Below are 23,402 nucleotides of genomic sequence, written 5' to 3'. Positions count from 1 at the left end.
TAGTTTAAATTTTAGGGTAGCTAGTTTGTGTTTTCTCATGACTCACTTCACCTGTGTGAGCAGTACTTGTTTTCTCAAAAAGTAGTAGGTGTACTTCCTCACCTTCTTTGGTTGTAGGGCAGTGCTCCACACCTTTAGGCACGACAATTATTTCGCCTTGATTTACAATTTCAGACCACTCATTTTCTGGGTTTCCGCTTTCGCGAAAGCGCATCTCTAACACCCCTTTTTGCACATAAAACAACTCGTCTTCATCCTTATGACTATGCCATACAAAGGATCCAGAAATCTTAGCAAGCAAGACTTGCATATCATCTACCGTGGCAATCTGGTGCGGATGCCATTGTTTGTCAAACTTGGAGTACTTTTCTTTTATGTTGATGGGTTTCATAAAACGACTTCTTTAAGATAAAGATAAGGATTTATAAAACTGTCACTGTCTAGATAATGGATAACACGTTATGTATTAAAACAATTCTAATATCTCTTTAGGCACACGCATAGGTCTGCCTTCGGGCATTTTTAGTAAGCACCAGTTAGTTACTGCACTTACAAGAATCTTATCTTCTCCTTTACGACGTATTTCTGTGTGACGGACAGAGGTTGCGGCAGTAAACGTTTTCACGAAAGTGGTGACCACAATCTCATCACCCTCAAAAGCTTCTGCTTTATATTTGATATGGTGATCCATAACGACCCACGCCATTTTATTGATACCTAGCCGTTCTTCCTCTGGGTCTTCATCTTTAAAATAAGTTGCTGTTGCAGCATTCCAGTGTTTTGATGCAGCAATCTGAACCCAATCTAAGTATACTACGTTATTCACGTGACCTAGCACATCTATAGCAGATGGTGGAACGGTGAGGTGATATGAAAACGGTTGTTTTTTCAAATACCTAACACCATTTTTGCAATCCAGAAGTAAATTAATATTCCGAAAATATCATTACTTGTAGTGATAAATGGTCCCGTTGCAATCGCTGGGTCAATCCCACGTTTATGAAGAAATAATGGAATAAACGTACCTATAATTCCTGCCATGATAATTACTACAAAAAGTGATGCAGAAATTGCAATCGCTGCTCTCACATCTCCATACCACAATGCCGTAAAGGCAAACAACGCAAGTCCTAATAGGAGTCCGTTAAGTGCTGCTAGTAGCATTTCCTTTACAAGACGATTACCTATACTTCCTTTTACATCATCATTAGCCAATCCTTGCACAATAATCGCACTAGACTGTACACCTACATTTCCAGCCATCGCTGCAATAAGCGGTGTATAGAAAAAGAGCAATGCGTAGCTCTCTAGTATATCTTCAAATCCTCCCATGATAGTCGCAGCTCCTACTCCACCTACTAAGCCTAAAAACAGCCATGGCAATCTTGCTCGTGTGAGTGTAAGAATACTATCATCTGCCTCAACATCTTGAGAGATACCTGCAGCCATCTGGTAATCTTTTTCGGCTTCTTCTTTTATAAAATCTACAATATCGTCAATGGTAATACGTCCCATTAAAATATTCTTATCATTCACCACCGGTATCGCCTCTAGGTCATACTTCTGCATGAGCTTAGCTACATCTTCTGCACTGTCATTAATATTTACAGAATCAACCTTAGGAATATATATTTCGGCAATTTTAGTTTTTGTATCAGAGGTAAGTAAATCCTTAAGAGATAAGCGACCTATAAGTTCGTCTCTTTTTGTAACTACATAAATGGAGTGTACTCTAGTGACTTCTTCTGCCTGACGACGCATCTCACTTACACAACCACCTACAGTCCAAGAATCCTTTACTCTTATGAGCTCTTTTGCCATTAATCCACCAGCACTATTCTCATCATATTGCAGCATCTCTCGTATGTCTGCCTTGTGCTCCTCATCTTCTATTTGATTAATAACAGCAAGCTGCACATCATCATCAAGCTCTGCAATCATGTCTACCGCATCATCGGTATCCATTTCATCAACTTCGTCTGCTATTTCTGCTGGAGTAAGATTGCCCAGTAACTTTTCACGCACATCCTCATCAAGCTCCATAAGAGCCTCTGAGGTTTGCTCACTATCTAGTAAAAGAACTAGGTATGCAGCTTCATCTGCATCTACCTCATCTAATACTTCGGCTATATCTGCATGGTGAAGCTCAGAGAGCAACTCTTTAAGTGCGGTCTCATTTTGAACAGCTACATATGCTTGTATTTGATCGATAAGATCGCTAGTGAGTTCAAATTGCATAGGGTAATTTTTGGTAGTTGGGCAAATATAGGAAAAGCGCTTACGGAGATAGAATAGTTACCTCATAGAATTTATGAAGTAGCGATATCTTCTGTAATTGCTGCCGTGAGTGCTATAAATTCTTGTACAGATATTTGTTCTGGTCTCCTCGTTAAGATTTCTCGCTCTCTAAACTCATCACTTAACCCCATTCCTTTCAGACTATTTCGTAATGTCTTCCTGCGCTGCTGGAAAGCCATTTTTACAACCTTAAATAGCATCTCTTGTGTACAACCTATATCTTGGTATCCTTCTTTTCGCTTTAAGCGTAAAACACCACTATCTACTTTTGGCGGTGGTATAAATACGGTAGGCGGTACCGTAAATAGGTATTCTGCATCAAAAAAAGCTTGTACTAGCACAGACATAATTCCGTAGGTCTTACTACCGTGATCTGCACAAATACGAGCAGCCACTTCTTTTTGAAACATTCCCGTAAACTCTGGTATGCGCTCCTTATGTTCTATGGTCTTAAATACGATTTGAGTACTAATATTATAAGGGAAGTTGCCAGTAATTGCAAGTTGCTCCCCTGGATATATCGTATCGAGATCATATCGTAAAAAATCTGCTTCAAGAACCGTAAAATGCTCATCATTGAGCTTATGCTCTAGTGTAAAAGCACTCTGTAAATAAGCAATAGATTCTCTATCGAGATCCATCACACTAAGATGTGTGGGTTTTTCAAGAAGATACTTTGTAAGTACTCCTGTACCAGGACCTATTTCTAGCACATGACTATATCCCACATAAGTAAGGGTGTCTGCAATATCTTTTGCAACTGATTCATCTCCTAAGAAATGCTGTCCTAAGTGCTTCTTTGCCTTAATGCCTTGATCGTGTGTATCACGATGTGCATGTGGCTTTTCAAACTTACGTTTTGAGCTGTGCTTCGCCATTAGTGCTGACTGATTATTTCTAGTTCTGTTCTAAAAGCGACAAACTTACCAGCAAACTTATTACTCGCAAGTCTTAGTCTATCTGCATCTTGCTCGTAGTAAGCATCTAGATGTTGCTGGCTAGGGCAACCATATTGAACAGAGTATGTCACTCCGCCCATTTCTTCTTCTGTGCGCACTCTAGTCATTAATGCTTTTACAAATTTACCTGTAGCAATAACCTCTGGAATATGCACTTGTTGCATCCAGGCGAGCCATTCTTTTTCTACAGATTCTTCTATGTTTATGGTAACGTTATATATAAGCATTTTCTATGTTTTCTAATTAATTGCATCTCCTCTCAAATTCCTAAAGCGCTTCTGTGCCTCTACATAATAGATGCTGTCTGCTAGGTCAAAAATAATGCGTTCGTAATTATTTTTTGCCTTTTCTGGTTGATTGAGTGGTCCTTCGTATAATCTTGCTAGGCGATAATAAGCATCATCTGCTAGTACGCCATCGCTATAATATTCTATGATTGTGAGGTAGTTTTTTTCTGCTTTCGCGAAAGCTTCTTTACGCTCATACAGTTTAGCCTGAGAAAGCAATGCCTCGTCTTCTATCTTTTCTCCCTTGTGCTTCTCTAAAATATCATCGTATAATGCGATAGCCTCTTCAGGCTTGTTTTGGAAAGCTAGTAAATCTGCAGTGGCATATTTTTTAAGTGCCGTTTGTAAACTATCATCCATAGAGTTATCTCTAATAACGAGTAACAGCTCTAGTGCATCATTTGCAATAAGCTGTGTTGCCCCAGCTTTTAACACATTGAGCTGCGACTCTGCCCAGTCAAAATCTGCTTTATAGTAACTAGTCTTTGCCACCTTAAATCGAGCTTCCTGCGAGATCACATTATTCTGGATTTCATTCTGAATTTGAGAATAATAGATAAGTGCCTGATTAAACTTTTCTGTAAGCACCAAAATATCTGCTAGCTCCATCTTGAGACGAGCGTGGTCAAATCTATCGCGAGGGATTTCAATCCCTTTTTTAAGATATGCAATAGCCTCATCTGGCTGCTCCATGTTAAACGCAAGAAAATGTGCATAATCTATTTGCAAAGGCACCGTGTATTCCTTCTTGATATATTGATCTAGCAAAGCTTCAAAACGTGTTTTGACAAGCGATTCATCTTCTGCCGTGACTGCTTTTTTTACCGCTAGTTGTATCAATTGTTGCTCTGCATAAAGCTTAACACTACCAGCAACTACGTTATCTCTTAGAAATTCTAATATCTCTGTTGCATCTTCAATAGCACTTTCTTCTATCGCTATTTCGGCTAGATTTACGATGCCTTCATGTCTTCCTTCTGTACGACGATAAATCGCCTTTTCTTGTGCAAATGCTTTTCTATAATCCTTTTGCTGTATAAAAAGCCAACTTAGCAACTCATTATAAAGCACATTTTGTTCTGTTTGTAATCGCTTTAACAAGGTCTTTCTAAAAATAATATTAGCCTCATTAAGCGGGTCATCATTTACGTAAAGGGCAAAATTACGTTGAGCGGCTTGTAGATAGTTTTCACTCTTATTAATTAAGTCTAAGTAGGCATTAAACATCTTCTCTACCTCTCCTAGCTCCCCATAGAGTCTCGCTAGTTGCACATTGTAGTTTGCTCTTGGATTATTTGCCATCGCAATCTCGTATGCTTGAACAGCCCTTCTAAGTAAGCTATGCTCTTGAAAAGCTCGAGCAGCGCGATATGCACTCATAGTATTACTCTCTATGCCTGCAATTACCTGATTATAATAATCCTGAGCGATAGAATCTCGCTGTTGTAGTTGATGGTTGTATCCTATCTCTACATAATAAAAACCTTTATCGCGAGTAGCGGCAAGGTTTTCGTTAAGCACACTTTCGGCTTCTTTATATTTTTCTAACTGCTGGTAGCTTTTTACAAGACCGGTAATGAGTACGTGATTACCCTTCTGCTTAAGTAATGCTTTTTTATAAGAAATGATGGCCTTCTCAAACTCACCTTGATCTGCATAGTTGCGAGCAAGTTGTTCTGTTTGCGCTTTCGCGAAAGCGAAAAAACCAAACACACAGATGAGTATTAAAAACCAATTTTTCTTCATATCCTAAAGATAACGAAAAACGTGCCATAGCAATTGCTCTGACACGTTTCTTATCACTGTTAATGCGTTATTAGTTAATCATATCAAATCCGCAATAAGGGATAAGTGCCTTAGGAATTTTTATTCCTTCTGGCGTCTGGCAGTTTTCAAGAATTCCTGCAAGTACACGTGGCAGCGCTAGTGAGCTACCATTAAGTGTATGTGCAAGCTTGTTCTGACCATCTTCGTCCTTAAAACGAAGTTTTAAACGGTTTGCTTGAAAGGTCAAGAAGTTAGAAACAGAACTAATTTCTAACCAGCGATCTTGCGCTGTAGAAAATAATTCAAAATCATACGTAAGGTGTGCTGTAAACCCAAGGTCACCACCACAAAGGCGTAAGATTCTGTATGGTAATTCTAACTCATCAAGTATTATTTTTACGTGATCTACCATCCCGTCTAGCGCGGCTGCACTATCTTCTGGACGTTCTATGCGTACAATCTCAACTTTATCAAACTGGTGCAAGCGATTTAAGCCACGCACGTGCGCACCATAAGATCCTGCCTCACGACGGAAACATGGTGTGTACCCAGTACATGTAATAGGCAGTTCATTATGATTGCGTAAATCACCGCGAAACATATTTGTCACTGGTACCTCTGCCGTAGGGATTAAATATAAATCGTCTTCGGTCACATGATACATTTGCCCTTCCTTATCTGGAAGTTGGCCAGTACCAAAACCTGACGCCTCATTTACAAGGTGCGGCACTTGGTATTCTGTATATCCAGCCTCGGTATTTTTGTCTAAAAAGTAAGCGATAAGCGCACGTTGTAAACGTGCTCCTTTGCCTTTATACACCGGAAAACCAGCCCCAGCAATCTTAGTTCCTAGTTCAAAATCAATAATATCATATTTCTTTGCAAGCTCCCAGTGTGGCTGTGCTGCTTCATGCAACTCAGGAATATCTCCCTTGCGGAAGATTTCTTCATTATCCTCATCACTGTTACCCTCAGGAACACTGTCATGTGGGATATTTGGGATTTGATAAAGCAAGTTTTGCAAATCCTCAGAAGCAGTGTTTAATTGCTCTTGAAGGGTTTTAGACTGCTCTTTTAAACCTGCAGTTTTCTCTTTAAGAATATTTGCCTTTTGAGCTTCTCCACTCTTAAAAAGCATTCCTATTTCCTTGGAAAACTTATTACTATCTGCAAGTACTTCATCAAGTTGCGCTTGCGAACTACGGCGAAGATCATCTGCCGCCACTACTTGATCAAGTAAGGTTGCGGCGTCAATATTTCTTTTAGATAACGCTTTCGCGAAAGCTTCTTTGTTTTCTCTAATGTGTGCTACTTCTAGCATAGTGGAATGGTTTTTAAAGGAAAAGGTAAATTTAAGGAAATGCTCTTAAGTATACAGTTACAGAGGGCTTAGATTTTTTTATTTCTCTAGAAATTAAAATTTTACTCAAATAAAGGAAATCCGTAACATAGTTAATGTGAGGTGATGTAGTTTTGAGGTTAACACGTAACTAGCAGCTTCAATTTCTGGTTTAGATGTTGTTAGAGCTATTGCACGACTATATTCACGCGGATATATTTTGTAGAATTACTACTATTAATCATACACAAAGTGATTTATATTTTAGAGTTACATATAACAGTTACGAAGCAAAAATTTTTGAACCTAAGTAACAGAAACAAATTGCCTAATTAATAATATCATGAATAAAGTAATAACACTATTCGTAATTATTCTTTCTTTCCAAGAAACTAGCGCTCAAGAGCCACATATATCTGATACTTTATATTTTGAGTATAATACTGATTATTTGAAAGAAATATCCGTCGATTTTGGAAATAAAAAGGATCGGTTGTATTTAAGGGCGACACCAGAAATTCAAGGAAATTTCTTTTTTGAAATTCAGGGAATCCAGAAGAATAGTATCAGTCGAGATACTCAAGATTTTAAAGATGTTTTAAATAATAATAATCTTTTAATTGAAAAGGATAACTTATACGTAAAAACGCTAGAATTTTGGAAATTTTTAAGAGGCAAGACATTGTTTTTCGTAAAGAAAAACGCCGAGCACTATATTTTCTATGAGGTAATAGGGATTGCAGAAGAAATTTAAAAAGTGACATATGAGAAATGCGCTACGTTTGGTAGAGGTTCAACCTGGCGTATTGAAAGCCACTATGAATAATGGAAATTTCATTTCATTTAGAACTGAACCTCAATCTGGATTTTCTCCGACTATTGATCTTAATTTTCCTAGTATTTTCGAAGGTGTAAAACAGGTAATAAAATTTACTCTCTCATGAGAAAAGAAGATATTTATAAAAACGTCAACCTTTTTGCACCGCACTCTTTTGAGTACATCCATATGCTTTTAAACCAACTTAAGTATACTTCAAAGGAATATGATAAAAAATCTGTTCAAGAAGACGCTATCGATGTTTTAAAACATTTATTCGAAATTGAAATTTTAAATGTTTACCAGTGGGTGAATAACTCTGAATTAAACAAAACAAAATTATCAAAACTAGAAATACTGTCTAAAATAGAGAGTTTATGGCTCACAAGGTCAAGGCAAGATGATTTCTATGATATAGTGATTTTTGGTTCTCAGGAGTGGTATATCGAAGCGCTTAAGAAATTAGGCTTAACTCATACAACGGATTGGAAATGGTTTGTTGAAAATAAGATTGGTAATTTGGAAGACTGGATAAAGAAAAATAGGCCTTGAAATATTATCCCATTATAATAAGTGATAATTAGAAGCAAGACATTATTTTTTGTGAAGAAAAACGCCAAGCACTATATTTTCTATGAGGTAATAGGGATTGCAGAAGAAATTTAAAACAACTAAAATGAAAATACTTAAACTATTATTTTGCATCTTATTATTTTCTTCTTGTAGCTCAAAACTAAAAATTATAAATATTCATACGCCCACCTATGGTATGAATTTAAAAAAGAATTTTTATATAAAAGATAAAGCCACCTTTACAAGATTAAAGGGAGAATGGCTTTGGACAAATGCATCTGACACTTTGACTTTGAAAATAATACCTAAGTACAAAATAAAATATGATGAAAAAGTAAGTCACTTTGAAAATGCATACTACGATACTGCGATAATAGAAATTAAGTATATCAAAAATGGTATTACTATATTTAATAGTATAGATAATAAAACTGATGAAGTGTGTTTAAAGGTTACTCCTTACAAAATTTACACAGACATATTTTATCTAAATAATTTTTGCAAAGAAGTATTAGACACTTCATATTTAATTTTTATGGACGGAGGTGATAGTTTAAGCCTTCTAAATCCTGCCTTAGAAAAAGAAAACGTATTATTAAAAAAAGAAGGTGAGTATGACGTTGTTATACCAAATTCAATTATGCTAGATAGAGTAATGAAGTAGGTGAGACCATATTATTTCTGAGACGCAAAAGTGTACTAAACTCGCTATCTATTTTCTACTCATGATCATCTCAATGATTTAACTTTTTAAAATGAACTATTACCGAATTAGACACAGTACAGATAGAAAAATTGTAGGCAAATTTACTCAGATTAATGAAGTGAAACATAGATGTAGCGTTGATGATAAAAGATTTATAGATAGCGTTTTTTTTGAAAAAGCATCGTTTGATCCAATTACATCAATAGGAATTTTAGACAAAAAAGCTAAAATTACAGATCTTATAAGTACCTCAGGGCAAGATTTTACGGGAAAACTTTTGATAAATTACAATTAGAACTTTATGAAAATTTTTAATCTCGCATCTAGGATAATACTTCCTATAATCATATGCTTTCTTTTACTTCTTATAAAAGATTTCATGGGAGGCTTTCAGTTTATCTTGATTTTTGCATTGATAGTAATTCTTTTCAATACAAATAAACTGAAATACTTAACTTCAGTAAGTTTATTAATATCAATCCTACTGTCTGTTCTCATTTTTTTTCTTTCTATTCTTATATCTTCAATACCATTTTATCTGATCACAGGTGCAGTTGATATTGTAAGTCGTGAAGCATACAGTAATTTTCCAGAAAACAAATTCTTTATTTCTCTTAGCGTAGGGGTAATTTCCCCGTTATTAACTGTTTTTGGTTACACATTTTTATTTGACATTAAAAAAGACTTTTTATTCAATTGCATTGTTATTTTGACCATTTGCATTTTATTCATCATTGGAATGTTAGGCATATACTCAAAAATGATTAACTCTTTATATCTGATATGGCAACCCACAGTTTTATTAGCGCTACAATTATTAATCTATAAAAGAGAAATAAAAGTTTTATTAAAATAAAGCTATAGTAATTCAAACTCTCCTCTTTAATTTTATAAGAGAGTTTCTAGATTTTATAGGAGAGTATTTTATTAGTCATCTCCAAAACTAGGAAACAACCTCTTATCATCTAGATAACCATCGCTATCTAGGACCCAAGGATTGTGAGAGAACCAGTTCCAGTCTACACTCGCCAGATCCACTCCTGGATCTATGAGCTCCTGTGATTTACGGCCGTTTATGCGAATTCTACATTTTACGTAGACCGCTACGTCTTGTCCTTCTGTCTTTTTGAGCTGTTTTATGTATTGTGCAAATTGCCATATCACATCTGGTTTTGATCTGATGTTGCGTTGTTGGTTTTTTGTAAGGTACTCTTTATGGTCTAGTACCGTTCGCTTACCACTTGCCTTATCTTCTACCGTAAACGAAACTGTACCACCTTTAGAGCGGAGCATCATACGCCAACTCAAACGATGGCCTTCCTCAGACCACAGCACATTGTCTTGTATAAAATGCTGTCGCAGCGGCAAGCCTATTTGGACTACAAAATACACTGCAAACACAGTGAGCATTGCTGTTTTATATTTTGGGATGATTAAAGTTTGAGGTGAGTCACTAAATGAATCAGTTGTAATTTCTTGATTGTAAGGATTCACTTTGCTGCGCTCGTAAAAAGGTTTCCAGCGTTTAAGAAATAAATTATGAATGGTTCTCGGCTCAAAAAAGAATACCGTAAATGCCAGCGACATGTATGGAAAAATCCCAATCTGAAACACAAATGAGTTAAAGAGATGAAAGAATATGGAGATAAAAAATGCCCATGTACGTGTACGTTTCCATAACAATAATGGGATGATCAAACCATCAAATGCGATTCCTACATAAGAAATAATCCAGTGTGTCCAGTTCTTTTGAAGCACACCACCCACGAGCCAGTAATCCTTTTTACCACGCATTAATATTTCTGGTACCGTCGCATCTAACCAGTCGGGATATATTTTGGCAATAGACGCGTAGGTATAAACAATCCACAGTTGGAAAATGATAAACAAGGTTACCCAGCGTGGCATACTTATGTTTTTTACGCTTTCGCGAAAGCGTGCATCAAGAGAAAACGCAGCGTTTGCAGGGAGAATTGCCATAATCCATAACAGCAGCATTAATAGATAATAGTGGTTATTATAAGCTGTTTTTTGCATGAAATACACGGTACTCCACATAATTGCATAGCCAATAATCGCTACACGATATTTAAAACCAAGCATTACCATCACCCCAAAGACTCCCATTAAACCAAACCACGCATACATTTGTGGCCCAGGCCCTGGAAATGTTTGTAAAAAGTCAAAACCTATAAAGTTAAAAGTGAATTCTGGTGTTACGAGTATACGTCGCACCCATCCGGTAGCAAGCGCTCCCCAAGCCTCACAAGTAATTAGAAAACCAAAAAAAACGCGAAACACAATGAGCGCGCTGTTATCTATTCTAGTAAAGAGGAGCTTATTAAGTGACATCTTATTTGATTAGAGCTTATTTATATAATCCCGTGCATACTTCTCATCCTCTTTCATCGCTTTTACAAGCTCATCTACACTGGCAAAGGTTTTCTCATCACGTATGCGGTCTAGTAATTGTATTTCGAGCTCTTGTCCATATAAGTCCTTACTAAAATCAAAGAAATAGGTTTCAATAGTTTGCGCACTTCCTCCTACTGTTGGGTTTGTGCCTATATTCATCATTCCGTAAACAGTAGCACCATTTATACGAGACTGCACTACATAAACGCCTTGCGCGGGTATTAGTTTATAATCTTCGGCTATATCGAGATTTGCAGTAGGGTAGCCTATAGTTCTACCTAGACTTCTGCCTTTTACAACGGTTCCCGTAAGCATAAATGCTTGATCGAGGTAGCTATTTGCTAGCGCTACATCTCCTGCCTCTAGTGATTTACGCACTTTAGTTGAGCTTACAGCTACATCTTCTAGTTCTTGCTTTGATATCTCTTCTACCTCAAAACCTAGTTGTTCTCCAAAACGTTTGAGATCCTCAATATTAGCATTACGATTACGTCCAAAACGGTGATCGTAACCTATAATTACCTTCTTTGCGTTAAGAGAATTTACAAGAATCTCTTCTACAAATGTCTCTGCATGATATCTTGAAAAATCTAAGGTAAAAGGGTGAATCACGAGGTGATCTAGACCTAGACCTTCCAATAGTTGCGCTCGCTCATCTATGGTGTTTATAAGCTTGAGCGAAGTGTCTTTTTGCAACACCATCCTAGGATGTGGAAAAAAGGTAAGTACACATGACTCCCAGCCATTTGCTCGCGCACTTTCGTTAAGCCTATTAATAATCTGGCGATGTCCTAAATGTACTCCGTCAAAGGTGCCTATCGTAACGACAGTTCCTTTTTCTGAGTTAAATGTATGTGCGCTATTGTGAGTTTTCAAGATTATTTACCGTTGTACGCGTTCATCGTATTATTAATTCCTCCACTCACAAAAGAAGTGATTACCTCACAACTCATATCCAGTCGCTCCGGAAGGCTTGCTTGCTCCTCTGGCGTCCATTCTCCTAACACATAATCTACCTGACGTCCAGTTGAAAATGCATCACTTATGCCAAAACGAAATCTATTATATGCAGAAGTATTAAGTTGAGCCTGCGTGTCTTTTAATCCATTGTGTCCTCCAGCAGAACCTTTAGTTTTCACTCTTATGGTTCCAAATTCCAAATTCAAATCATCTGTAATCACAAGAAGATTTTCTACAGGGATTTTTTCTTGCTGCAACCAGTATCGTATAGCCTTACCACTTAAATTCATAAAGGTATTAGGCTTTAATAAGATAACGGTTTTGCCTTTTACTTTGGTACGCGCGATGTCACCTAGTTTTTCAGTTTCGAAAGTGGTTTCTTGCGCTTTCGCGAAAGCGTCTACCACCTTAAATCCTATATTATGCCTAGTTTCTGTGTACTTAGGACCTATGTTTCCTAAACCAACGATGAGAAATTTTTTCATGGGGTCTATTACTTCCTCTTCTACCGTTACTCTACCAAATAGTCTACCGAAAAAAGAGCGCATCATTTGCTGTTTGTTAGAATGTAATTTGCGTCAAGGCTTTACTAATTACGTTAAAGACACTGCTTATTACTATCGTATAAAAATAAAAAAAGCATCTCGAAGAACGAGATGCTTTTGTATTAAATATAACGGATTGATTATTCTGCTACTGCAGCGGCATCATCTGTTTGTGTAGAAGGAACATCTCCTGCTTCAGTTTCATCATCATCATCGTCAGCATCAAGGATTGCTGTACGAGAAGTTCTAACTTGACACACTACTGTGTTATCAGGGTGCATAAGTGTTAGGTTTTCTTGTGGTAAAGCTCCTATGTATAACTTGTTACCTATTTTAAGGTTTGTGATATCTGCAACTAAGTAATCAGGAAGATCTTTAGGAAGTGCTTTCACACGTAATACACGGTTAGTTTTACGTAAAACACCACCATTCATTACTCCACGAGAGTTACCTGTAAAGTGTACTGGGATATTCATAGTTACTTCTTTACCTTCAAAAATCTGGTAGAAGTCTATGTGTAAAATACGATCAGTTACCGGGTGGAACTGGATATCTTGAAGAATCGCCTTTACGGTTACACCGTCTAATTCGATTTCTACTGTGTGCGCGTCTGGAGTGTATACCAATTCTTTGAACGCTAGTTCTGGTGCGCTAAAATGCAATGGCGTGTCCCCTCCGTATACAACGCAAGGTACCAGTCCAGCATTACGTAAGGCCTTTGTAGCTTTCTTGCCTACGCTTTCTCTTTTAGATCCGTGGATCGAAACTGATTTCATATTAAATAATTATAGTTAAAAAAATATTACATAATAAACTTCGAAGCAATACTCGTGTTACTATTAACACGGTGCATTACATCTGCAAAAAGTGGCGCACAGGTCAATACCCTTACTTTTCCACTTTTGTGTTCCTTAGGAATTGAATCTGTTACGATTAATTCTGCCAGTTTACTGTTTTCTATTTTATCGTAAGCGTTACCACTTAAAATAGCGTGGGTACAGATCGCTCGTACACTAAGCGCACCCTTTTCTATCATCAAATCTGCTGCCTTTGTTAAGGTTCCAGCAGTATCTACCATATCATCTACAAGCACTACGTGCTGCCCTTTTACCTCACCTATGAGTTCCATGTGTGAGATTACATTTGCTTTTGCACGTTGCTTGAAGCATATAACTACATCACTCTCCATCGCCTTGCTATATGCATAAGCTCTCTTACTACCTCCCATATCTGGAGAAGCAATCGTAAGATTTTCTAATCCTAACCCTTTTAAATAAGGCAAGAATATAGTAGACGCAAATAAATGATCTACCGGCTTCTCAAAGAAACCTTGTATTTGATCTGCGTGTAAATCCATCGTGATAATACGAGTAGCACCAGCTGTTTCCAGTAGGTTTGCCATAAGCTTTGCAGCTATAGGCACTCTAGGTTTATCCTTACGATCTTGTCTCGCCCATCCAAAATAAGGTATCACTGCCGTTATGTGTCTTGCACTAGCGCGCTTTGCAGCATCTAGCATCAATAACATTTCCATCATATTATCAGATGATGGCATAGTACTCCCTATAATAAATACACGTGATCCACGTACAGATTCTTCAAAAGAAGGTTGGAATTCTCCATCACTATATGTCGATGTTATGACGTTACCCAGCGGCTGCCCAAAGGCTTTTGCAATTTTTTCGGCCAGTGGTTTGCTGTTTTGACAAGCAAATATCTTCGGTTGCGGTACGGTAGCGGTCATCAGTTGTGACAGTTAAATGGTTTAATTACAATTCTTTTCCCTCTAAGGAGGTGCAAAAATAGGAATTAAAAATGAGTAGAGCAGTACAATAAATGATGTTTTATACGCTGTAAATTAAATTATTCTTTAATTTTGCACTTCCAAAAAGCCTAGGTGGCGGAATTGGTAGACGCGCTCGACTCAAACTCGAGTTTCTTTGAAGTGTGGGTTCGATTCCCATCCTAGGTACAAAAGCCTCAATCTGTAACGATTGAGGCTTTTTTTATTCCATATCTCGTAGCTGTATAGAAAGCGCCTTTGTGGAAAGCTGTACTTCTATTAATGATAGAACAAGCGACAGCATTAATGCAAATAGACTAATCCCAAAGACAATTTTTGCATAAAAAGCCTCTTCTATATAAATTAAGAACATCGTAATTACCGCGAGTAGAAAGCTCACAATCGCTACAGCTTGCATGTTTTTTATTATTGTAAGGCGTATTCTTAACTTTTTAACCTGTAGTCCTACTCCTTCTGAGTGCGTTTCTTGATAAGAAGCATGTAAACTACGTATCAAACCTGCAATTGCAAGATAACGGGCATTATAAGCTAGCATCGTAAGTGATATTGCCGGAAATAGCAATGCGGGAATACTTAAGGATAGGTTCATCTTTTTTCTTTTTCTCAAAATTACAGCTTAGCAATAAGTTTACCCTCAATTAACTTAACAGTGCTGACTGCTTTTTATTTGAGCGAGTTATTTACTTTTAAAATTCAATATAAACAATGCTGAAAAATATAAGGCTTTTAATAGTTACCACTATAATCCTGTCATTTTCACTTCAAGTGAAAAGTCAAGAGCTAGGCACTGTTTATAGTAAATATTTTGAACTACCAAGAGAAAGCATATTTCTCCATCTAAACAAAACAACTTACATAACTGGGGAAGACATCTATTTTAAAGCGTACGTCTACAATAGGCAAACAGGTAAACCATTTTCTGAAACCACAAATTTAATTGTTGGCATTTATGACTCCTTAGGGAATCAAGTAATTAAAAAGCAGTTTATTTCTGCTAACGGATTTGGGAACGGTCACTTTGATTTAGATTCTTCATTTCAAAGTGGAAGCTATTACATTAAAGCATCTACAAATTGGATGAAAAATTTTTATGAAGACGATTCTTTTCAGCAAAAAATAACCATCTACAATGGCAGCGTAAGTGAGGATTTAAGCAACCTATCATCAGTTAGAAAAATAGAATTTACCCCAGAAGGCGGCTCCCTTGTAAATGATGTAACAAATAATGTTGCGATAAGAGTTTCTGATGAACACGGTTATTCAAAACCCTTTACAAGTGGAATTATTAAAGATCAATATGGATATCACTTAACAACATTTACCCCTGGCAAAAACAATATCGCCGTTGTAACATTTTCGCCTCGAGCTACATTTGAATATTCTTTAGAAATTGAATATGAGGATGGAAGTAAACAGCTACAGAAGATAGCTCCTCCAAAAAAGAATGCTGTAGGACTTGCTATCGCAAGCCACTCTAAGGATAAGATTGCCATCACCTTAAGATTAGATAAAAAAACGACAACATCAATCATTAATGATACATTATCCCTATTAATCCATAGGGATGGAATGGCGAAAAAAATAACCCTAAGGATACCTAAGGATGTAAACTACGCCTCTTATTTATTTGATAAATCTCAATTACAGCAAGGAGTAAATATTTTCTCCTTATTTCATGACAGTAAAGAGCCCATCGCAGAGCGTATTTACTTTAACACTCACAGTATCAAATACGAAGAAATCAAAAAACCAACGATAACAAAAACCCAAACTGACTCTCTTATTATCTTGCTTTCCAAACAAACATTAAATTCAGTTTCAAATTTGAGCATATCTGTCTTACCATTTGAAACCATAAGTAATGCACCCTCACAAAATATACTATCTGCATTTTATTTAAAGCCCTATTTGAAAAATCAAAATATCTCCTACGAGCGTTACTTTTCAAAAAATAACATAGACTCACTAGAACTTGATGCTTTACTAATCTCACAAGGACAAAGTAGGTATTCTTGGAAGAGAATATCAAATAATCCTCCAAAGAAAACATACACCTTCTCACAAGGAGTATCAATTAAGGGGACATTAAACAAGAAGTTAAGAAGCAACGAACAGCTTTTCTTGCATGCGGGCACTACGTATCCCGCCCAAACTCTAAAATTAGAAAATGGCAATTTCACACTTCCTTTGATATTTCCTGAAACAGAACAAGCTTTACAGTTTTCAATAATTTCAGGTAGAGGTAAACTAACAAAACCCTCACTCAGCATTCTATCTAAGGATATTTTAGAGAAAGATTTTATAAAAGAAAAAACGTTTAATAATACTGATTCATTCTCTAATAAGGCCAAGATACTGCCTATCGTATCAAATTTTGATGATATAGAACAACTCAACGAGGTTATACTAACTGGTAAGAAGAAAGTCTCATACCAGTCTAGTAACCCACTAGTTCCTTCTTTTCTCAAAAATAAAGTTACAGTGGTTACAGAAGACCTTATTTTTAAACAACCTAGCTTTTTAGATATTATTAGATCTAGAGGTTATACTGTAAGAGAGGATCTTCAGTTTGCAAGCACAACTCGTGTACAAATAAGGGTGCGGACTCAACAATCCTTTGGATTAGGAAGTGGTGGTTCTGAAAGAGCTTTTCCACAACCTGTGATTTATTTTGATGATGTCAAGTTAATAGATTTTGACATCTTAACCGGCTTACGAACAGAAGACCTAGAAAGCTTTTATTTTCAAAGAAATGGTGCCTCAGAAGGCGTAAACGGGACTGGAGGTGTTATTAGAATCTATACAAGACGTAATTTAAATAAGCCTATAAAATCAGATTCAAAAAAAGAGATTTCTAACCTATCAGAAGTTTTTTCATATCCCATAAAAAATGGTTTTCAAAAAGAGAAAAAATTCATACAACCTGATTACTCAACCTATGAAGATAAAGCTTTCACAAATTTTGGAGTTATTCACTGGGAACCACAGCTCATTCTAGATGGCAAGAAGTCTTCATCATTCAAAATTAAAGACACTGGTGTTAAAAAATTTATGATTCACATTGAAGGCATGACTCTTGATGGATTGCTCATTTCAACCATTAAAACACTAAATATTTCTAATTAAACTTCAATTCATCAATTACTAACAATCTGTTTAATCATCAGATATCTCAATCATCAAAAAAAATGTTTTCACAACTACTATTCAAACTCTTTACTATTAGTTTACTTCTATTTACAAGCTTTCTTTTCGCCCAAAACTCTAATAAAAGCGAATTAATAGAAAACTATAGTTCTTATTTTGAATTGCCTAGACAAAGCGCTTATATCCATTTAAATAAAACTCATTTTACAGAAAATGAAGAGATATGGTTTAAGGCTTACTTACGAACTAGACAGTTAGAAAAATCCTTCTCAGAAAAGACAACCTTATATATAGATATTTTTAAATCTGATGGATTACTGTTCAAATCAGAAAAATTTATAGTCGATAATGGTGTAAGCCATGGTAACATTAAAATAGATTCCACTATGCAGAGTGGCACCTATTACTTGAGAGGCTCTACGCAATGGATGAAAAATTTTAAGGAAGACGAATCTTTCATGCAAAAAATAACAATTGTCAGTAATAAAATATCTGGCAATAATATTGAGAAAGAAAAAGCGTACGACATTCAATTACTACCAGAAGGAGGCCACTTGATACATAGCACAACTAATACGGTAGGTGTAAAAGTTTTAGATCAGGATGGGTTTGGAGCTTCTTTTAAAAGCGCAACAATAAAAAATCAAAATGGTATAAATCTTCTGCAAATAAAAGGTAAACCCTACGGGTTTGCAAAATTTGATATTATCCCTGTACCAACGCAAACTTATACAGCACACTTTACATTTGATGACAATACTGAAGTAGTTGTACCTCTACCCAACGTAGTAAACACCACGCCCAGCATTGCAGTAGTCGAAGAAGATGGAGGTGTAATATCAATAAAAATTAAGAGTAACTATCAAATAAGGAATACTATAAAACGTCAAGGATTATATGTATTAATACACAAAAATGGAATTGCAAAAAAAATTAAAACTCCTCTTAATCAAGAAGCAAATATCTCAGCATTTGTAGTGAGTAAATCATCCCTATTTTCTGGCATGAATACTATTACCTTATTTGATGCTAATGATAATCCCTTATCAGAAAGACTCTACTTTAATTGGGCAGATGAACTTGATTTTGATGTAGCGGTGTCCTCTTTAATCAATCAAAAATCAGACTCTATTACAATTACCCTAAATAACTTAGGAGAAAACACTTCTAAAAAAAATCTCAGTGTATCTGTTCTTCCTACAAATACTAAAGGTTATGACCCAGAAAACAATATACTCAGCTCATTTTATTTAAAGCCATATTTACAAGGTACTATAGAAAATCCCAAGCAATATTTTAACGGCAATAACGACAACAAGGAAAATCTAGATCTACTACTACTTACGCAAGGTTGGAGTTCATATACTTGGGAGAACATTAATAGTAGTCCTCCAAAAAAAGAATTTGATTTTGAACAAGGAACTACCGTAGTAGGTAAGCTTAACCGAAGTATTGAATCCAAAGAAAAGGTTTATGTACATCCTACATTTCATAATGAAGGTTTAACTATAGCTCCTGAAGATAATATGTTTGCTTTAGGAGGATTATATACAAAAACTAATGAAAAAATCTCTTTTTCCCTTATCAATGATAAAGGGCAATTATCTAGACCAAGTTTGTTTGTTTATGAAAAAACAACTCGCGTTGACCCTATTAATATTACTTCAACCACAACCAAGCACATTCCTATTAGAAAACCACTAAAAGAGGAAAAATTAATAGTGCCTCAAATGATTGACCCATCACTTATTGAGCTAGATGAAGTTATATTGGAATTTGAAAAAAAGAAAACTGAAATTATTGACAATCCAAATGTTCCTTCATATTTAAAGAATAGAATTAAGGTAGTTACAGAGGATGATACATTTTTATATCCATTTGTCACGGACATTATACGTCAAAATGGTTTTGTAGTTAGAGAAGAGTTATCCTTCGCCTCAACAAGCAGAATATCCATTACTTCTCGCAGAGTTTCAGGTTTTTCAGGCCCTCGCTCTCCTCTTGTATATTTAGATGATGTAGAGTTATTAGATTTAGATGTATTATATGGATTACGATCAGATTTTATTGAAAGTTATTACATCAATAGGTTTGACTCAAGAAGTGGTTCAAGAGGAGGCGAAGGTGTAGTGAGATTATACTCTAGACGTAATTTTAATATTGACTTACCATCAACAAATCCTAGAAAAAAAATTCAAAACAATATTTTCACTTACGCTATACGTGAAGGGTATTCTGTTGCTAAAAAATTCTACAATCCAGTATATACCATATTGAACGATAAAGGCTTTATAAATTATGGTACAATTCACTGGGAGCCAGAAATAATCTTAAGTAAAAACAGGGTCAACACTTTTAATATTATTAATACAAATACTAAATCTATCACACTTTTTATAGAGGGGATTAGCGAAGATGGAGCTGTGATTTCTAAAACAGAAATAATAGAATTGGATAATTCAGAAAATTAATTAAGTCTCGCTTTATTAGAGATTGTTAATTTTTCATACCCTTAACATTCTCTCACAAACAATGGTTAATTAAAAATCGATAGGCTAAGACTAGCGCTATATTTATACTCAGTAAGCGACCATATCAGCTTACCGAAACTAACTAAACCATCGATATTATGAAGACCATACTTATATTATTCAGCACCGTTTTATTAGGAGTGAGCCCTTTTACGACAACAGAGAATTCTAAAGAAGCATTTACAGAGCACCTTACATTTGACGCTTACGAGGGAGGATATTTCTTCTTTACTGATGGCGACAATGAGCCTAGAATTTTAGAAATTGATGCTACTACAAGTATTAATGGTAAGCTACTTACAAAGAATGATAATGTAGGTCTAGAATATTTAGTTCACTATAAAGCCGTAGACAAATCTAAAGACAGCTCAAGTGATGGAATCATACTCCATTTAGAAGTAATCGAATAATAATTGATCTTAAAATTCATAAAAGCCTCTTGCAATAAAGAGGCTTTTTTATGCCCTAAAGTTTTCCTAAAACCCTAATGTAAAGGTATGTCGACCCGTATCTTTAAGATGAAAAAGAAAAAAACTTGAAAAAACCACTTCTAGAATTTACAGATAAGGGCATCTACTGCCCGCCCGCAAAGGTCTATCTAGACCCGTGGAAACCTGTAGATAAAGCCCTCATCACGCACGGCCACGCAGACCATAGCCGGTGGGGACATAAACAGTACATCACACACGAGAGCAATGTGCCTATCATCTCACATCGTCTGGGAGATATCAATGTTTCTGGGGTACGCTTTCGCGAAAGCGTAAACATCAACAATGTAAAATTTACCTTTCATCCCGCTGGTCACATTCCTGGGTCTAGTCAGATACGTGTAGAACACAAAGGCGAAGTGTGGGTGTTTACAGGTGATTATAAGACTGAAATTGATGGCGTTTCTGAGCCCTACGAACCCGTAAAATGTGACACTTTCATCACCGAATGTACCTTCGGACTCCCAGCCTTCAAGTGGACTCCACAAGCCGAAGTAATGCACGACATAAACACCTGGTGGGCACAAAATAAAGCCGAAGGAAAATGCTCTGTGCTTTTTGCCTACAGCTTAGGTAAAGCGCAACGGCTACTCAAACATCTTGACCCGAGTATAGGCAAAATCCTCACACACGGCGCTATAGAAAAAATGACAGAGGTCCTGCGCCCTATGATTGATATGCCTGCAACAGAATTAATCACTAGAGATACTAAAAAAGAAGATTTTAAAGGGAGTATCGTCCTGGCACCACCAGCCACTCACGGCAGTACGTGGATACGCAAGATGGTACCTTATGTTACCGCAAGCGCAAGCGGCTGGATGGCCTTTAGAGGAGCACGAAGGCGCAGAGCTATTGACAAAGGATTTGTAATGAGCGATCATTGCGATTGGCCTAGCTTACTAGAAAGTATAGAAGCTACAGGTGCAGAAAAAATCATTTGTACTCACGGATACACAGATATATTTTCCAAATACCTACGCAGTATAGGGTATGATGCGCGCACAGAAGAAACGCAATACGAAGGCGAACTAGCAGAAGGAGATGCAAAAAAAGAGGAGGAGGAAACTAGCGTATGAAACTATTTGCAGCACTCATAAAGACACTCGATTCTACAAACAAGACTAACGAAAAGGTCAAGGCGCTTGCGCATTATTTTAAGGAAGCGCCAGATAAAGACAAGGTGTGGACCATTGCCATCTTATCGCACCGTCGCCCTCCCCGACCTGTAAATACTACCTTACTTAGAGAATGGGCGAGCGAACTATCAAACATCCCATTATGGCTTTTTGAAGAAAGTTATCACATCGTGGGTGACCTTGCAGAAACGATTGCACTTGTGGTTCCCGCAGCAACAGCATCTTCTGAGAAGTCGCTTACACAATTTCTGGAAGAGATGATTTCGCTTAAGCGAAAAACGGATGAAGAGAAAAAAGAATACCTCTTTGATAACTGGGCAAATCTCAACTATTATGAACGTTTTGTGTTTACAAAGCTTATTACCGGAGGATTTAGAATAGGCGTGAGTCAGAAGTTGATGACGCGCGCATTATCACAAGCAACAGACATAGAAGAAGACGTACTAGCTTATAAACTTATGGGAGACTGGAAACCGCAGACGGTTACCTTTCACGATCTGGTTATCGAAGAAGATGCAAGTCAAGAGTTTTCAAGACCGTATCCATTTTACCTTGCCTATGCAGTTGAAGATGAACCTTCGGCGCTGGGTGATGTGACAGACTTTCTTGCCGAACATAAGTGGGATGGTATTCGCTCACAAACCATCTTTCGTAATGGCGAGATTTTTATCTGGAGTCGCGGTGAAGAGCTAGTTACAGATAAGTACCCAGAACTAGAGATTCTCAAAGAACACATACCAGACGGAACGGTCATAGATGGTGAGTTACTGCCTTTTTATGATGGGCAGATTGGCACATTTAACGACTTACAAGCGCGTATAGGACGTAAAACTGTGAGCAAGAAAATGCTTAAAGACGTTCCTGTCATCATTAAAATGTATGATATTTTAGAATGGGAAGGAAAAGACTTGCGTGAGACCGCTTTCGCGAAAAGGAGAACAATACTCGAATCGTTATATCGCAATATCACAGATAAGGGTCTGCCTATTGGCATTTCTGAAACAATGGAGTTTGATAGTTGGGAAGCAATGGCACAAGAAAGAGACCGTAGTAGAGAGATGCAATCAGAAGGATTAATGATTAAACGTAAGGACAGTCCGTATCGCGTAGGTCGCAAGAAAGGCGACTGGTGGAAATGGAAAGTAGATCCGCTTACTATTGATGCGGTGCTCACCTATGCAATGCGTGGTCACGGTAGACGAAGTAATTTATTTACAGATTACACCTTTGGCTTATGGAATGAAGATAAAACCGAGCTCGTTACTTTTGCAAAAGCCTACTCAGGTCTCACAGATGCCGAGTTTAGAAAAGTAGATAACTGGATTAAAAAAAACACGTTAGAACGTTTTGGCCCAGTGAGATCTGTAACTCCTCATCACGTGTTTGAAATTGCCTTTGAAGGTATAGCGTTATCAAAAAGACATAAAAGTGGTATAGCCACACGTTTCCCAAGAATGCTACGCTGGCGACACGACAAGAAGATAGAAGATGCAAATACACTAGAGGATTTGAAAGGGATGATTCCGAGCAACGAGGCCGAAGGGCATGTTGTGAAGGAATCTCTTCCGCCCACAAAATAATGGTATAAGAAAGCAACATATAAATCTCCGCATAAGAGTAAGAACATTTG

General features: G+C 36.8%; 22 protein-coding genes and 1 tRNA gene. 10 read left to right on the top strand and 13 right to left on the bottom strand.

Going from position 1 to position 23,402, the window contains the following annotated elements:
- Window positions 1-4: 4 nt before the first annotated feature.
- From ACJJVW_RS08005 to serS, 7 genes are all read right to left on the bottom strand, one after another.
- Window positions 5-391, bottom strand: a complete 387-nt coding sequence (locus tag ACJJVW_RS08005; RefSeq protein ID WP_405251273.1) for a cupin domain-containing protein — start codon at window positions 389-391, stop codon at window positions 5-7.
- Between the two features lie 75 nt (window positions 392-466).
- Window positions 467-892 (bottom strand): acyl-CoA thioesterase, encoded by a 426-nt coding sequence (locus ACJJVW_RS08000; RefSeq protein ID WP_405251272.1) that lies wholly within the window; start codon window positions 890-892, stop codon window positions 467-469.
- A complete protein-coding gene (mgtE, locus tag ACJJVW_RS07995; RefSeq protein ID WP_108877627.1) occupies window positions 889-2,238 on the bottom strand; it encodes a magnesium transporter in 1,350 nt (449 codons plus the stop codon). Before mgtE ends, ACJJVW_RS08000 begins: the two co-directional genes overlap by 4 nt.
- A 71-nt stretch (window positions 2,239-2,309) precedes the next feature.
- Window positions 2,310-3,176 (bottom strand): 16S rRNA (adenine(1518)-N(6)/adenine(1519)-N(6))-dimethyltransferase RsmA, encoded by an 867-nt coding sequence (gene rsmA, locus ACJJVW_RS07990; protein WP_013750479.1) that lies wholly within the window; start codon window positions 3,174-3,176, stop codon window positions 2,310-2,312.
- Complete coding sequence (locus ACJJVW_RS07985; RefSeq protein WP_013750480.1) at window positions 3,176-3,484, bottom strand: DUF4286 family protein; 309 nt, start codon at window positions 3,482-3,484, stop codon at window positions 3,176-3,178. The genes rsmA and ACJJVW_RS07985 overlap by 1 nt, the downstream gene beginning before the upstream one ends.
- Before the next feature lie 12 nt (window positions 3,485-3,496).
- A complete protein-coding gene (locus tag ACJJVW_RS07980; protein ID WP_298322951.1) occupies window positions 3,497-5,290 on the bottom strand; it encodes a tetratricopeptide repeat protein in 1,794 nt (597 codons plus the stop codon).
- A 70-nt stretch (window positions 5,291-5,360) separates the two neighbouring features.
- Window positions 5,361-6,632 carry a serine--tRNA ligase gene (serS, locus tag ACJJVW_RS07975; protein WP_405251270.1) on the bottom strand — a complete coding sequence of 424 codons (1,272 nt, stop codon included), beginning with the start codon at window positions 6,630-6,632 and terminating at the stop codon, window positions 5,361-5,363.
- 361 nt (window positions 6,633-6,993) lie between these two features.
- On the opposite strand from serS, the gene ACJJVW_RS07970 reads away from it, so the two are divergent.
- From ACJJVW_RS07970 to ACJJVW_RS07955, 4 genes are all read left to right on the top strand, one after another.
- Window positions 6,994-7,404 (top strand): hypothetical protein, encoded by a 411-nt coding sequence (locus ACJJVW_RS07970; RefSeq protein WP_405251269.1) that lies wholly within the window; start codon window positions 6,994-6,996, stop codon window positions 7,402-7,404.
- A 186-nt stretch (window positions 7,405-7,590) separates the two neighbouring features.
- Complete coding sequence (locus ACJJVW_RS07965) at window positions 7,591-8,019, top strand: hypothetical protein (protein WP_405251268.1); 429 nt, start codon at window positions 7,591-7,593, stop codon at window positions 8,017-8,019.
- A 124-nt stretch (window positions 8,020-8,143) separates the two neighbouring features.
- On the top strand, window positions 8,144-8,704 hold the full coding sequence (locus tag ACJJVW_RS07960) for a hypothetical protein (protein ID WP_405251267.1): 561 nt from the start codon (window positions 8,144-8,146) through the stop codon (window positions 8,702-8,704).
- 91 nt (window positions 8,705-8,795) lie between these two features.
- Complete coding sequence (locus tag ACJJVW_RS07955; RefSeq protein WP_298322966.1) at window positions 8,796-9,041, top strand: hypothetical protein; 246 nt, start codon at window positions 8,796-8,798, stop codon at window positions 9,039-9,041.
- A 632-nt stretch (window positions 9,042-9,673) separates the two neighbouring features.
- On the opposite strand, the gene ACJJVW_RS07950 is transcribed toward ACJJVW_RS07955, so the two are convergent.
- The 5 genes from ACJJVW_RS07950 to ACJJVW_RS07930 form a co-directional block, all read right to left on the bottom strand.
- Window positions 9,674-11,098, bottom strand: coding sequence for an HTTM domain-containing protein (locus ACJJVW_RS07950; protein WP_405251266.1), 1,425 nt, complete (start codon window positions 11,096-11,098; stop codon window positions 9,674-9,676).
- A 9-nt stretch (window positions 11,099-11,107) separates the two neighbouring features.
- Window positions 11,108-12,037: a bifunctional riboflavin kinase/FAD synthetase gene (locus tag ACJJVW_RS07945; protein ID WP_298322971.1), complete on the bottom strand. Its 930-nt coding sequence runs from the start codon at window positions 12,035-12,037 to the stop codon at window positions 11,108-11,110.
- A gap of 2 nt (window positions 12,038-12,039) precedes the next feature.
- Complete coding sequence (pth, locus tag ACJJVW_RS07940) at window positions 12,040-12,669, bottom strand: aminoacyl-tRNA hydrolase (RefSeq protein WP_298323840.1); 630 nt, start codon at window positions 12,667-12,669, stop codon at window positions 12,040-12,042.
- 137 nt (window positions 12,670-12,806) lie between these two features.
- A complete protein-coding gene (locus ACJJVW_RS07935) occupies window positions 12,807-13,442 on the bottom strand; it encodes a 50S ribosomal protein L25/general stress protein Ctc (protein ID WP_144782752.1) in 636 nt (211 codons plus the stop codon).
- A 26-nt stretch (window positions 13,443-13,468) separates the two neighbouring features.
- Window positions 13,469-14,410, bottom strand: coding sequence for a ribose-phosphate pyrophosphokinase (locus ACJJVW_RS07930; RefSeq protein ID WP_298322982.1), 942 nt, complete (start codon window positions 14,408-14,410; stop codon window positions 13,469-13,471).
- 147 nt (window positions 14,411-14,557) lie between these two features.
- Between ACJJVW_RS07930 and ACJJVW_RS07925 the strand changes: the two genes are divergently transcribed.
- Window positions 14,558-14,638: transfer RNA gene (locus ACJJVW_RS07925), tRNA-Leu, on the top strand.
- 34 nt (window positions 14,639-14,672) lie between these two features.
- Here ACJJVW_RS07925 and ACJJVW_RS07920 read toward each other — a convergent pair.
- Window positions 14,673-15,059, bottom strand: coding sequence for a DUF2721 domain-containing protein (locus ACJJVW_RS07920; RefSeq protein WP_405251265.1), 387 nt, complete (start codon window positions 15,057-15,059; stop codon window positions 14,673-14,675).
- Window positions 15,060-15,175: 116 nt separating this feature from the next.
- On the opposite strand from ACJJVW_RS07920, the gene ACJJVW_RS07915 reads away from it, so the two are divergent.
- From ACJJVW_RS07915 to ACJJVW_RS07895, 5 genes are all read left to right on the top strand, one after another.
- Window positions 15,176-17,596: a hypothetical protein gene (locus tag ACJJVW_RS07915; protein WP_405251264.1), complete on the top strand. Its 2,421-nt coding sequence runs from the start codon at window positions 15,176-15,178 to the stop codon at window positions 17,594-17,596.
- 62 nt (window positions 17,597-17,658) lie between these two features.
- Window positions 17,659-20,088: a hypothetical protein gene (locus ACJJVW_RS07910; protein WP_405251263.1), complete on the top strand. Its 2,430-nt coding sequence runs from the start codon at window positions 17,659-17,661 to the stop codon at window positions 20,086-20,088.
- Window positions 20,089-20,246: 158 nt separating this feature from the next.
- Window positions 20,247-20,558, top strand: coding sequence for a hypothetical protein (locus ACJJVW_RS07905; RefSeq protein ID WP_405251262.1), 312 nt, complete (start codon window positions 20,247-20,249; stop codon window positions 20,556-20,558).
- Between the two features lie 125 nt (window positions 20,559-20,683).
- Window positions 20,684-21,712 (top strand): ligase-associated DNA damage response exonuclease, encoded by a 1,029-nt coding sequence (locus ACJJVW_RS07900; RefSeq protein WP_405251261.1) that lies wholly within the window; start codon window positions 20,684-20,686, stop codon window positions 21,710-21,712.
- On the top strand, window positions 21,709-23,352 hold the full coding sequence (locus tag ACJJVW_RS07895) for an ATP-dependent DNA ligase (RefSeq protein WP_405251260.1): 1,644 nt from the start codon (window positions 21,709-21,711) through the stop codon (window positions 23,350-23,352). The genes ACJJVW_RS07900 and ACJJVW_RS07895 overlap by 4 nt, the downstream gene beginning before the upstream one ends.
- Window positions 23,353-23,402: the final 50 nt, after the last annotated feature.

Origin of the sequence: Dokdonia sp. Asnod3-C12 (genome assembly GCF_045063975.1) — a bacterium.
In the GTDB taxonomy this organism is placed as follows: Bacteria; Bacteroidota; Bacteroidia; order Flavobacteriales; family Flavobacteriaceae; genus Dokdonia.
Note: the sequence above shows the minus strand (reverse complement) of the source record. Positions and strands in the feature narration are given on the sequence as shown.